Source organism: Nocardia sp. CC213A (assembly GCF_030766805.1).
GTDB lineage: Bacteria > Actinomycetota > Actinomycetes > Mycobacteriales > Mycobacteriaceae > Nocardia > Nocardia otitidiscaviarum.
On record NZ_JASFXA010000038.1, the window covers coordinates 14,626 to 27,578 of the forward strand.

Sequence of the window (12,953 nt, forward strand, 5' to 3'; positions counted from 1 at the left end):
GCGGGGCCGGTCGACACCATCTCGGCCTGCCGCTTGAACCGCGTCCGCCAAGGAGGTGGTGGGTCTGCCCGCCGACCGAGCGGTCTTGTCTGGGCGGCGTCGCTGCCGAATCCGTCGGTGCGGACTGCCATGATGGGTCCGTGACTGCCGCCGCGACCACCGCCGAGAACCGGGATCGCGATGCGCTGCGGCGGGAGATCGACGCCTACCTCGACCATCTCACCGTCGAGAAGGGGGCCGCGCGCAACACCCTCGCGGCCTACCGCCGTGATCTCGGACGCTATCGGGAGTTCCTGGCGGCCCGGGGCGTCGCCGGACTGGCAGCGGTCTCGGAGACCGATATCGGGGATTTCATGGTGGCGCTGCGCTCCGGCGATGCCGAACGCCCCCCGCTGGCGGCCAGTTCGGCGGCGCGGGCGCTGGTGGCCGTGCGCGGACTGCACCGGTTCGCCGCGGCGGAGGGAATGACCAGCGCCGATGTGGCGCATCCGGTGAAACCCCCGGCCCCGGCCCGCCGCCTGCCGAAAGCGCTGCCGTACGAGCAGATTTCCCGGCTGCTGGATGCCGCCGGTGGCGATGTCGCAGATGGGCCGCGCGGATTACGCGATCGCGCCCTGCTGGAGTTGCTGTATTCCACGGGTGCGCGCATCTCGGAGATCATCGACCTGGATGTCGACGATATCGATACGGGGGAGCGCGCGGTGGTGCTGCGCGGCAAGGGCGGTAAACAGCGCATGGTGCCCATCGGCCGCCCGGCGCTGGCCGCCGTGGACGCCTACCTGGTGCGCGGCCGCCCCGCACTCGCCCTGCGCGGCAAGGGAAATCCGGCGCTGTTCCTCAATCACCGGGGTGGTCGACTATCGCGCCAGAGTGCCTGGCAGGTGTTGCAGGCCGCGGCCGAACGCGCCGGAATCGCGGCCCAGGTGTCGCCGCATACCCTGCGCCATTCGTTCGCCACACATTTGCTCGACGGCGGCGCGGATGTGCGGGTGGTGCAGGAGCTTCTCGGTCACGCCTCGGTGACCACCACTCAGATCTACACTCTGGTCACCGTCGGAACGCTGCACGAGGTATGGGCGACAGCTCATCCTCGGGCCCGGTAGCCAGTCTGAAGTGCAGCTTTAGGGTGCGTGTCCGAGCCGGGGTCTTGCGTGGACAGGCGGTAGCGTCTATTAGGGACCGTGCCGCACGGGCGGCGGGGTTAGGGCATGAACGTCGAAGGAGCAGCGGACGTGACGAAAGCCGGTGGTGCGGGCCAGCGGATCGAAACCGCCGCGCAGACATTGTGGGAGGCGCCGGACGTGCAACCGGATAACGCGGAACTAGGTCCGACCGGTCGGCCTCTACGCGATATCCCGGAGCCTCCGCCCGTCAACCATCACGGTGACGCGCTCATAGTCGCCATGTGCAATCAGAAGGGCGGGGTCGGCAAGACCACCTCGACCATCAATCTGGGGGCGGCACTGGCCGAATACGGCCGCCGGGTGCTGCTGGTCGATCTGGATCCGCAGGGTGCGCTGTCGGCGGGACTCGGTGTGGCGCACCACGATCTGGACCACACCGTGCACAACCTGCTGGTCGGCAACGGCAAGGTCGGCGTGGACGATGTGCTGATGCGCACCAAGGTCGACGGCATGGATCTGCTGCCCAGCAATATCGACCTGTCCGCCGCGGAGATCCAGCTCGTCAACGAGGTCGGCCGCGAGCAGACCCTGGGACGGGCGCTCGCGCCGCTGCGCAACCGCTACGACTATGTCCTCATCGACTGCCAGCCCTCGCTGGGCCTGCTCACGGTGAACGCCCTGGCCTGCTCCGGCGGCGTGATCATTCCCATGGAGTGCGAGTACTTCTCACTGCGCGGGCTGGCCCTGCTCAACGACACCGTGGAGAAGGTGCGGGACCGGTTGAATCCGGCGCTGAGCCTGTACGGCATCGTTGTCACCATGTTCGATGCCCGTCTGCTGCATTCGCGCCAGGTCATGACGCGCGTGGTCGAGGTGTTCGGCGACCTCGTCTACGACACCGTGATCTCGCGGACCGTCCGGTTCCCCGACGCCAGTGTCGCGGGTGAACCCATCACCACCTGGGCGCCGAAATCCGGTGGCGCGGAAGCGTATCGGGCCATGGCACGGGAAGTCATACACCGGTCGGGCCGTTGAACGATTCCCCCGAGACAGCGCCCGGGCAGGTCACGCCGGGTGTGGATACCGCCGTGCCACGAGACGCGGATCCGCCGGGTGCGGTGGTCGACGACATCGCGGGCACTCCCGAGGACGACCCCGGTGCCGGTGATTCCGATGCCGACGAACCCGGCGACGAACGGGCGACGCCCGCGGAGCGCGATGGAGCGGCATCGGTGGTCGACGACATCGCCGGTGATTCGGATACCGCCGTGGTGTCCGATATCGCGGCATCCGCCGCGCCCGTCGCGCCGGGTGCGGGATCGCCCGATACCGCGGCCGTTCCGGGTGACACGGCGGCCCCCGATGGCTCGGCAGCTCCGGACAGCTCGGATACTTCCGGCAAGTTTCATCTGCGGTTGAGCAATTTCGAGGGTCCGTTCGATCTGCTGCTCCAGCTGATCAGCTCGCGCCGCCTCGATGTCACCGAGGTCGCCCTGCACAAGGTGACCGATGAATTCATCGCCTACACCAAGGCTTTGACCGCGCAGGCCGAGGCCAGTGGGCTGCGCGCGGACAAGGTCCTCGATCAGACCACCGAGTTCCTGGTGGTGGCGGCGACATTGCTGGATCTCAAGGCCGCCCGTTTGCTGCCCTCCGGCGAGGTCACCGACGAGGAGGATCTGGAACTGCTGGAGGCCCGCGATCTGCTCTTCGCCCGCCTGCTGCAATACCGCGCCTTCAAGCAGGTGGCCGAACTGTTCGCCGAGCTGGAAGCCGCCGCGTTGCAGCGCTACCCGCGCGCGGTCTCGCTCGAGGAGCGCTACCTGGACCTGTTGCCGGAGGTTACCCTGGGAGTTGACGCGGCGGGATTCGCCGAGGTCGCCGCGGCGGCCTTCCGGCCCCGGCCGGTGCCCAAGGTCGGGATCGACCACATCCACCAGCACGCCGTCTCGGTCGCCGAACAGGCGGCCATCATCCTGGAGTTGCTGAAGGCCAAGGGCGCGGGCGGCTGGACGACCTTCCACGAGCTGATCGTCGACTGCGAGGCCCCGGTGCAGATCGTGGCCCGCTTCCTGGCGCTGCTCGAGCTCTACCGGGGCCGGAATATCGAATTCGAGCAACCCGATCCGCTGGGCCCGCTGCGGGTCAGCTGGACCGGCGAACCCAGCGCGGCCAAGGAGACCGGCGGCGCGATATACGACACCATCAGTGATGAGGAGTACGGGTGACCGAGGTGACAGACCCCACCGGCGCACAATCGGCCGCCACCCCGGCACCGGATACGGACACACCCGCCGCCCGGGGACCGGAAGCCGACGATCGGGCGCGCGGTGCGGCCCTCGCTGCCGACGATGCCGTCGACGCGGGCACGTCGGAGTCGGCGACGGAGGGAGATACCCGTCACTCCGGCGTAGCGCCCGGCTCGGACGAGTTTCCGGGTGGTGCGCTGTTCGAGGAGCCCGGGGAGTCCGGGGAGTCCGGGGAGTCCGAGCGGCTCGACGAGGCGGAGTTCCGCTCGGCGCTGGAGGCGATGTTGCTGGTGGTGGACGCACCGGCGGCGGTGGATATGCTCGCCTCCGCGCTGGACGACAGCGTCGCGCGGGTGGAGCAGGCGCTGCGGGAGATGTCGGCGGAGCTGACCGCGCGGCGCAGTGGCATGGATCTCAGATTCGTGGGTGACGGGTGGCGTTACTACACGCGGACGGAGTTCGCGCCGTACGTGGAACGTATGCTGTTGGACGGCGCACGCTCCAAGCTGACCCGCGCCGCTTTGGAAACCCTGGCCGTTATCGCCTATCGTCAACCGGTTACGCGAGCGCGAGTGAGTGCGGTGCGGGGCGTGAATGTGGACGGCGTGATCCGGACCTTGCTGGCGCGAGGTCTGATCGCGGAGGCCGGGGCCGACCCGGAGACCAATGGCACCCTGTACGTCACCACCGAGCTGTTCCTGGAGCGGATCGGACTCGCGTCGCTGACCGATCTGCCGCCGTTGGCCCCCCTGCTCCCAGGGGTGGATCTGATCGACGAGATCAACGAGAGCCTGGAGACCGATCCCCGGTACACCAGGCTGAGAAAACCGACCGAGTCGGATATCGACCTCGGTACCGAAGAATGAATCGAAATTAGGACAACGTGAATACACCCGCTCGCCGAGATGGCACACCGGATCGTAGGAAACGTGGTTTCGAACCGCCCCGCGGCGGTTCGGCACGCGGCCGCGGTGAATCCCCCCGCGGCGCCCAGCCGACCCGCGGTGGCAGCACCCGCGGCGCCCAGTCCTGGGACTCCCGAGGCGGCTCCGGCCGCGGCGCGCAGTGGGAGGCGCGCGGCACGGGCCAGGGCCGCGGCCCGGCCGGTCGCGGAACGCCTTCGCGCGGAGGAGATTCGCGCGGCGATCGCACATACGGTGGCGATCGGTCACGCGACGGATCCCGCACTTCCTGGTCGAACAACGACGCCCGCGCCGACCGCTCGCGCGGTGGCGGCTCGCCCGCCGGTCGCGGATACGACTCACGCGGAGGAGACAGCCGGTCCGACTGGAACGCGGGCGGTACGCGCGGCGGCGAGTGGAATCGCGGCGGCAGCGGGCGTGGCGGCGATCGTGATCGCGGTACCGACCGTTCGCGAGGTGGGGCGGCCCGTGGTGGAGCAGGCCCGCGCTTCGGCGAGTGGACTCGCGGCGACGGCACCGACCGCCCCCGGAGCGACCGGAATCGCGGCGTGGACGGTGGGCAGGGGAATGCTCGCGCGGACCGGAATCGAGGCGGGAGCACTCGTGCTGCCGGGTCGCGTGGCGCGGCCCCCGGTGGCTTCCGCGGTGCGGGCGCGCGTGGCGGTCAGGGCGACCATCACCTCGGTGGCAGTCGCGGCCGGATCGGTGGCGGGCGTCCGTTCGCTCCGACCACCGCGCCCAGTGCCACGCCACCCACCGGCAAGCAGAAGAAGCCCAAGCCGCAGCGCGTCGTGGTCACCGGCCCGGTGCTGAACAATGCCAAACCGGCCCGCCGCCAGCATGTCGAGCCCGAAACGCAGGGGCCGAAGAAGCTGCCGTGGGGTGAGGGCGAACGCCTGCAGAAGGTGCTCGCCAAGGCCGGGGTGGCCTCCCGCCGCGCCGCCGAGGAACTCATCGACCAGGGCCGCGTCGAGGTCGACGGTGCGATCGTGCGCGAGCAGGGCCTGCGCATCGATCCGGATCACGCCGTGGTGCGAGTGGACGGCGTGCGGGTGGTGGTCCGCGACGAACAGGTCTACCTGGCGCTGAACAAGCCCAAGGGCTGGCAGTCCACCATGGCCGACGAGATGAACCGCCCCTGCGTCGGCGATATCGTCGCCGAGCGCGTGGTGGCCGGTCAGCGCCTGTTCCACGTCGGCCGCCTGGACGCCGACACCGAGGGTCTGCTGCTGCTCACCAATGACGGCGATCTCGCGCACCGCCTCATGCACCCCTCCTTCGAGGTCTCCAAGACCTACCTCGCCACCGTCGCCGGAGAGATCCACGGCCGCGAGGTCGGCAAGCGCCTGCGCGACGGCGTCGAACTGGAGGACGGCCCGGCCAAGGTCGACCGTTTCCAGGTACTCGAGGTCGGCGAGGGTAAGTCGTTGGTGAAGGTGGTCCTGCACGAGGGCCGCAAACATATCGTGCGCCGCCTGCTGGCCGCGGTCGGCCATCCGGTGACCGCGCTGGTGCGCACCAATATCGGACCCGTCGCACTGGGCGATCAGCGCCCGGGCACGCTGCGGGTACTGGGTCGGGACGAAATCGGGAAGCTCTACGAGGCGGTGTCGTTGTGAACGGTGTGAGGAGTGCGATGGTGGCCGAGGATGCGCTGACGGGTACGGGCCCGCTGGTCGTCGCCATGGACGGCCCGTCCGGCACCGGCAAGTCGAGCGTGTCGCGACGCCTGGCCACCCGCCTCGGCGCCCGCTACCTGGACACCGGGGCGATGTACCGGGTGGCGACGCTGCGCGTGCTGCGCAGCGGTGTCGATCTCACGGACGCCGCCGCCATCGTGGTGGCGGTGAAGGAGCTGCCGCTGTCCATCGGCACCGATCCCAGCCGAGAGGTCATCGAACTCGACGGTGAGGACGTCTCCGCCGAGATTCGCGGCAATGCCGTCACCAAGGCGGTGTCCGCGGTGTCCGCGGTGCCGGAGGTGCGCGACCAGCTGGTCGCCCTGCAGCGCGATATCGCCGCCACCTCGGGCCGCATCGTGGTGGAGGGACGCGATATCGGCACCGTGGTGCTGCCCGCCGCCGATGTGAAGGTCTACCTGACCGCTTCCGCCGAGGCGCGGGCGACGCGGCGCAATGCGCAGAACATCGCCGAGGGCCGCGGTGACGATTTCGCGGCGGTGCTGGCCGATGTGCAGCGCCGCGACAACCTCGACTCCACCCGCAAGGTGTCGCCGCTGCGTCCCGCCGAGGACGCGGTGCTGGTGGACACCAGCGAGCTGAATATGGACGAGGTCATCGACGAGCTGTATCGCGTGGTGCGGCAGCAGATTTCGGCAGGAGGTGCGTAGTGACGCAGGATACTTTTGCCGGAGACGGCGTCTGGGCCGACGAAACCGATTGGGAGCTGGCCGAACTCGCCGGTGAACATGACGAGGCCGAGCAGGTGCCGATGCCGACGGTGGCCATCGTCGGCCGCCCGAATGTCGGCAAGTCCACGCTGGTGAACCGGATTCTGGGCCGCCGCGAAGCGGTGGTCGAGGATGTGCCGGGCGTGACTCGCGACCGCATCAGCTACGAGGCCAACTGGGCCGGGCGCACATTCCTGGTACAGGACACCGGCGGCTGGGAGCCCGACGCCAAGGGGCTGCAACAGTCGGTGGCCCGCCAGGCCGAGATCGCCATGCAGACCGCCGACGCGATCGTCGTGGTGGTGGACGCCACGGTCGGTGCGACAGCCACCGACGAGGCCGTCGCGAAGACGCTGCGCCGCAGCAAGACCCCGGTCATTCTGGTCGCCAACAAGGTGGACGACCAGAAGGGTGAGGCCGAGGCGGCGTCGCTGTGGTCGCTCGGGTTGGGTGAACCGCATATGGTGTCGGCCGCACACGGCCGCGGTACCGGCGATTTGCTCGACGACCTGCTGGCGGTGCTGCCGGAAACCCCGCGTGAGGGCACCGGCGGTACCGGCGGCCCGCGCCGCGTGGCGCTCATCGGCAAGCCGAATGTCGGCAAGTCGAGTCTGATCAACAAGCTGTCGGGCTTCGAGCGCTCGGTGGTGCACGATGTGGCGGGCACCACCGTCGACCCGGTCGACTCCCTGGTCGAATTGGGCGGCAAGCCTTGGCGTTTCGTCGACACCGCGGGGCTGCGCCGGAAGGTCGGCAATGCCAGCGGCCACGAGTTCTACGCCTCGCTGCGCACCAAGTCGGCCCTGGAGGCCGCCGAGGTGGCGGTCATGCTCATCGACGCCTCGCAGCCCATCACCGAACAGGATCTGCGCGTCATCAGCATGGTCGCCGACGCCGGTCGCGCCCTCGTGATCGCCTACAACAAGTGGGATCTGGTCGACGAGGACCGCCGCTTGGCGCTGGAACGCGAGATCGAGCGGGAGATGGTGCAGGTGCAGTGGGCGCTGCGGGTGAACATCTCCGCCCACACCGGCCGCGCCGTCCAGAAGCTGGTGCCCGCCATGGAAACCGCCCTGGAATCCTGGGACAAGCGCATCTCGACGGGCCGCCTGAACGCCTGGCTCAAGGAAGTCGTCGCCGCGACCCCGCCCCCCATGCGCGGCGGCCGTCTCCCACGCGTCCTCTTCGCCACCCAGGCATCCACCCGCCCGCCGACCTTCGTCCTCTTCACCACCGGCTTCCTGGAAGCCGGCTACCGCCGCTTCCTGGAGCGCCGCCTCCGCGAAGAATTCAACTTCGACGGTTCCCCCGTCCGAGTGAACATCCGCGTCCGCGAAAAGCGCGAACGCAAGAAGTGACGCACGAGGGGGTACTGGTGGCGGCGGTCTCTCGGCCGTTGCCGCCGGTTCCCTCGCGGTGGTCAGGTGAAGGGGCGCGGTCGGCGGGGCAGGTGATGCCGGGGGCGGGCAGCGTCAGGTCGATGAGGTACGCGTCGCCCAGTTCGCGGGTGCAGGTGCTGGATGTGGTGTGGCCGTAGCCGTCCAGCCTGACCAGGCGGGCATTGCCGTGATCTGGTGGGCGCGTTCGGCGCGGAACAGCGGAGTGGCCGGGTCGAAGCGCGCGTTCGTCAGGAGCGCGAGGGTGTCGGTGTTCAGGGGTCCTCGGGTCCGGTGTAGCGCTGCGTGCCCGCACGAGGATGAACCGTGCCAGGGTGCCTTCAAGTATCCCAATACTCAGATATGCGCATTTAACTATGTGTGTTCGAAGTGTCGCGACCGGGCTCGTGCCCGCTCCTGAAGGTATAGAGCGAGCCGCGACGAAGGATGTTCGGTGGCGGGAAGCCGGGTCGGGCACCTGCTTCGAAGGCATCCGACCCGGCTGGAACCGGTTGGTGTTCAGCTGATCTCGGCGGTGAGCGGGAGATCCGTCACCGACGTGCCCACGTGGAGGGTGAACGAGCCGGGTTCGGTCGTCCAGCCCGCCTCGGTCCAATGCTCGAAAGCCCGCTGCGGCAGGGCGATGCGCACCGTGTGGGAAGCGCCGGGGGCGACCGTGACGGCCGCGAATCCGGCCAGCCACCGCACGGGGCGGTCCACCGCGCTGTCAGCCCGGGACAGGTACGCCTGTACCACCTGCTTGCCCTCGCGGTCACCGGTATTGGTGACCGTCACCGTGGCGGTCCGGCCGTCCACGGCGAGATCGCCGAGCGACCAGGTGGTGTAGCCGAGCCCGTGACCGAATGGATAGGCCGGAGCCGCAGCGGATTTCAGCCACGCCCGGTAACCGACGTGAATGCCCTCGGTGTAGCGGAGTGTGCCATCGGCCTGCGGTGTCGTCGACAGCACCGGCACGTCGGCCATGCGTGCGGGCCAGGTGGTGGGCAGTCGCCCGCCGGGTTCGGCCGCGCCGGTGAGCACATCGGCGAGGGCGGCCCCGAACTCCTGGCCCGGGAACCAGGACAGCAGCACGGCCGCCACATCGTCGCGCCACGGCATTTCTACGGGCGCACCGGAATTGACCACCACGACGGTGCGCGGATTGGCGGCGGCGACGGCCGCGACCAGTTCGTCCTGGCGGCCGGGGAGGCGCAGATCGGTGCGGTCGAAACCCTCGGACTCGATCTGTTCGGTGGTGCCGACCACGACGACCGCCACATCGGAGGTGCGCGCCAGTTCCACGGCGGCCGCGAATTCCGCCGCGGCGGGACGCTGCGGTCGGGTGATGCCGAAGGTGAGACCGAGAATGACGCCGAGGCCCGGGATGGCGGGTGGCGCGGCGACGGTGATGCGGACGTCGACCTCCTGCCCTTCGGCGAGGGTACGGGTCACCGCGCGCTGGGGTGGGTAGAGGATCGCGCCCACCGGATCGGTGCCCTCGAAGGTGATGGTCTCGTCGAGGGCGGTCTCGCCGTCGAGTTCCAGCCGGGCCTGTCCGAGGGTGCCGACGCCGATCTGCCACGCACCGGTCACGTCGGCGCGCAGCCGCGCCCGGATCTCCAGGGTCGTCGCCGTGGCGGCCTCGTGGTCGCCGAAGAGCATGAGATTGCCCGCGGTGCGGTGCTGGGTGTCGATGACGGTGTCACCGTCGAGGTAGCGCAGACTCACTCCCGGTGTGCCGGTGTCGGGATCGGTGACCAGCTCCAGCGGCACCGGGATCAGCTTCTCCTCGAGTCGAACGCCGGGCGTGTGCCGCACGGTGAGAACGGCTTCGAGGCCCTCGACGGGTGTGGTGGTGTGCGCGGGGATGACGGTGGCGCTGCCGCCGCCCATGAAGCGCGGCAGTTCGGCGTGCGGTCCCAGCAGCGTGACCGTGGTGTCCGGTGCGAGCGGCAGGACACCGTCGTTGCGCACCAGCACCATGCCCGCGGCGGCGGCGCGGCGCACCAGCGCCTGCGCCTGCTCGTCAGTGAATTCGGGTGTGGCCTTCGGTGATCCGTCGAGCGCGCCCACCCGGCGGGCGAAGCGGAGGATGCGCCGCACCTTCTCGTCGATCGCGGATTCTGGTACCTCGCCCTTGCGCACCGCCTCTTCGAGCGGTGCTCCCCAGAGCATGGGCGGTCCGGGCATGGCGATATCGGTGCCCTGGGCGGCACCGGCGGTGGTGCGCACGGCCGTCCAGTCCGATACCACGACGCCGTCGAATCCCCAGCTGCCCTTGAGCGGTTCGTTCAGCAGCGGGTTCTCTGTCATGGTGACGCCGTGGACCGAGTTGTAGGAGTCCATGATCATCCACGCGCCCGCGTCGACGCACCGTTCGAACGGGTACAGGTACAGCTCGCGCAGCGCCCGGTCGTCGACACGCACATCGACGGTGAAGCGGTCGGTCTCGGAGTCGTTGGCCACATAGTGTTTCGGGCACGCGCTCACGCCGTGCGCTTGGACGGCGCGCACGTAGGCCGCGGCCATGCCGGCGGTGAGCACCGGATCCTCGGAGAAGCATTCGAAATGCCTGCCGCCCAAGGGTGATCGGTGCAGGTTGATGGTGGGGCCGAGGACCGCGTACACGTCCTTGCGCCGCGCCTCGTGGGCGATGAGCGCGCCGATCTCGGTGAGCAGTTCGGGATCCCAGGTGGCGGCGAGGGCGGTTCCGGAGGGCAGGCTCACCGAGGGATCGCGTTCGTCCCAGTATTCGCCGCGCACGCCGGATGGCCCGTCGGAGACCGGCATCTCGGCCAACCCGATGTCGGGGTCACCGGCGAAGCGGAACATGCCCGCGCCCGAGATCAGGCGCAGCTTGGCGGGTAGGTCGAGTTTCGCGAGCAGGTCCTCGATGAGGTCGTCCATGCGCATGCCCCGTTCCCTCTCTCGATGGTCGGCAAATATCAGGCTACTGAGCGGTGGGGTGGTCCCAGAACGCCATCAGATCGGCGCACACCTGGGCGGGCCGGTCCTCGTTGGGGAGATGTCCGACGCCGGGGTAGACCGCGCGGCGCGCTCCGAGCGCCGCCGCGAACCGCTCGTGCACCTCGGGATTCCAGAGATCGCCGGTATCGCCGTAGGCCACCAGAATGGGCACTCCCGCCGCGCGCAGCACGGACGGATCGGCCAGTGGCGGCACCTCCATCACGCGCAGAATGCCGAGGATATTGGCCTTCTTGGTGGCCAGAATGCGCCGGTGGAGGAAGTCGATCCGGGTCGGGTCGGCCGCTCCGGCGGCGAAGAGGGCGTCGCGCATCTGTTCCCAGATGAACTCCTGTCCACCCGCTTCGACGGCCTGGGCGACCATGCTGGGCGGCGGAAAGTTGATGTCCGACACCGAGGACGGGCCGGAGGCCAGCAGGGTGAGCGTCCGGAAGCGTTCGGGTCGGGCTACCACCGCGACCCGTGCGACATAGCCGCCGAAGGAGTGGCCGACCAGGTGCACCGGCTCTGGGCCGGAGATCTGGTCCACGACCTTCAGTAGATCACCGAGGAAGTCGTCCATGCGGTAGCCGTCGATCTGGTCGGGTCCGTCGGACTGCCACTGTCCGCGCTGGTCGTAGGCCACCGCGCGATATCCGGCCGCCGCCAGCAGCGGCAGCATGGCGGTGAAGTCCTCCTTGGAACCGGTGAATCCGGGTACCAGCACGACCGTGCCGCGGGCGTGGACGCCGGGTGGCGGCACCGCCTCCCACGCCGCGAGGGTTCCGTACCCGCCGTCGAGGGTGACGGGAACGATATCGGTGGGGGCGTCGGCGGCCTGGCTCATGAGGTCGAGTGTGCCAGCGCATTCATCGCAAACCGAGCGAGCACTCGGGAATGTTATCAAGCTGAGATAATATGGGTCGGGTGGCCGATGCGGATGGGTGACCCGCCCGCCGCTACTGTCGGCGTGAACGGTGGAAGGAGGAGATCATGGCGCAACGCCGCAGCCGCCCGCGTGGCGACGCGCGCCGGGAGCAGATTCTGGACGTGGCGCTGAAATCCTTCGCCGAGAACGGGTTCCGCGGCTCCTCGATCGCCGAGATCGCCGACCTGTGCGGACTGTCCCAGCCCGGCCTGCTGCACTACTTCCCGACCAAGGCCGCACTGCTGGCGGCGGTGCTGGAATACCGCGACCGGCTCGATGCCGAGCGGCTGAAATTCGGTGCGCCGCTGCGCGGTCCGGACGCGCTGCGCCGCCTGGCGCGGCTGGTCGAGCACAATACGCACGTGCCGGGGCTGGTGCAGCTGTTCACGGTGGTGACGGGGGAATCGGTGACCGATGACCACCCGGCGCACGCCTGGGCGGCGGATCGCTACCGCCGGTTGGAGTCGGAACTGGCGCGTGCCCTCGACGCGGGTATCGCCGAGGGCACGGTGCGCGCCGGTATCGACACCAAAGCCGTTGCGCGGCAGGTGTTCGCCATGATGGACGGCCTACAGCAGCAGTGGCTGCTCGATCCCGAGGCCGTCGATATGGGTGCGCTGTTCGGTGACTACATCGAGCAGGTCATCGCGCGTATCGCGGGATAGCCGCGTACCAGTCGAGCAGGGCCGGATCGTCGACGGCGGTGCGGGCCACGACGGAGGCGGGGTCGGCTCCCTGGAGCAGTTTCTTCAGCGGCACTTCGAGTTTCTTGCCGGTGCGGGTGTGCGGGATGGCGGGGGCGGCGATGATCTCGTCGGGTACGTGCCGGGGCGACAGCTCGGTGCGGATCGCGGTGGCTATCCGCTGGCGCAATTCGTCGTCGAGTCGGGTGTTGTCGGTGAGGACGACGAACAGGGGCATCCAGTAGCCGCCGTCGGGTTGTTCGATGCCCAGGACGAGCGATTCGGTGATCTCGGGG

10 protein-coding genes and 1 pseudogene are annotated in these 12,953 nt (G+C 69.3%); 8 read left to right on the top strand and 3 right to left on the bottom strand.

From position 1 onward, the window contains the following. Positions 1-140: 140 nt before the first annotated feature. The 7 genes from xerD to der all read left to right on the top strand — a co-directional run bounded on the left by xerD (position 141) and on the right by der (position 8,064). Entirely contained in the window at positions 141-1,103 is a 963-nt protein-coding gene (gene xerD / locus QJS31_RS36930) for a site-specific tyrosine recombinase XerD (protein WP_051037133.1), read from the top strand. A 159-nt stretch (positions 1,104-1,262) separates the two neighbouring features. Continuing rightward, on the top strand, positions 1,263-2,159 hold the full coding sequence (locus tag QJS31_RS36935; RefSeq protein WP_306358996.1) for a ParA family protein: 897 nt from the start codon (positions 1,263-1,265) through the stop codon (positions 2,157-2,159). A 245-nt stretch (positions 2,160-2,404) separates the two neighbouring features. Then, on the top strand, positions 2,405-3,352 hold the full coding sequence (locus tag QJS31_RS36940; protein ID WP_372341788.1) for a ScpA family protein: 948 nt from the start codon (positions 2,405-2,407) through the stop codon (positions 3,350-3,352). A gap of 218 nt (positions 3,353-3,570) precedes the next feature. Further along, positions 3,571-4,239, top strand: coding sequence for an SMC-Scp complex subunit ScpB (scpB, locus tag QJS31_RS36945; protein ID WP_306358997.1), 669 nt, complete (start codon positions 3,571-3,573; stop codon positions 4,237-4,239). A 605-nt stretch (positions 4,240-4,844) separates the two neighbouring features. Continuing rightward, positions 4,845-5,915 carry a pseudouridine synthase gene (locus QJS31_RS36950; RefSeq protein WP_282785085.1) on the top strand — a complete coding sequence of 357 codons (1,071 nt, stop codon included), beginning with the start codon at positions 4,845-4,847 and terminating at the stop codon, positions 5,913-5,915. Between the two features lie 17 nt (positions 5,916-5,932). Further along, positions 5,933-6,646, top strand: a complete 714-nt coding sequence (gene cmk / locus QJS31_RS36955) for a (d)CMP kinase (protein WP_051037135.1) — start codon at positions 5,933-5,935, stop codon at positions 6,644-6,646. Beyond that, positions 6,646-8,064, top strand: a complete 1,419-nt coding sequence (gene der / locus QJS31_RS36960; RefSeq protein WP_282785080.1) for a ribosome biogenesis GTPase Der — start codon at positions 6,646-6,648, stop codon at positions 8,062-8,064. The genes cmk and der overlap by 1 nt, the downstream gene beginning before the upstream one ends. A gap of 537 nt (positions 8,065-8,601) precedes the next feature. Here the strand turns inward: der and QJS31_RS36970 are convergent. Both QJS31_RS36970 and QJS31_RS36975 read right to left on the bottom strand, forming a co-directional pair. Next, the gene (locus QJS31_RS36970) at positions 8,602-10,995 is read right to left on the bottom strand and encodes a beta-glucosidase (protein ID WP_306358995.1); all 2,394 of its coding nucleotides are present in this window, start codon (positions 10,993-10,995) and stop codon (positions 8,602-8,604) included. 37 nt (positions 10,996-11,032) lie between these two features. Next, positions 11,033-11,893: an alpha/beta fold hydrolase gene (locus tag QJS31_RS36975; protein ID WP_282785083.1), complete on the bottom strand. Its 861-nt coding sequence runs from the start codon at positions 11,891-11,893 to the stop codon at positions 11,033-11,035. A 146-nt stretch (positions 11,894-12,039) separates the two neighbouring features. Here QJS31_RS36975 and QJS31_RS36980 point away from each other — a divergent pair, with 146 nt between their 5' ends. Beyond that, complete coding sequence (locus QJS31_RS36980; RefSeq protein ID WP_282785084.1) at positions 12,040-12,639, top strand: TetR/AcrR family transcriptional regulator; 600 nt, start codon at positions 12,040-12,042, stop codon at positions 12,637-12,639. On the opposite strand, the pseudogene QJS31_RS36985 reads toward QJS31_RS36980, so the two are convergent. After that, positions 12,617-12,953 (bottom strand): annotated as a pseudogene (locus tag QJS31_RS36985) (acetoacetate--CoA ligase); the annotation flags it as partial. The gene QJS31_RS36980 and the pseudogene QJS31_RS36985 overlap by 23 nt on opposite strands.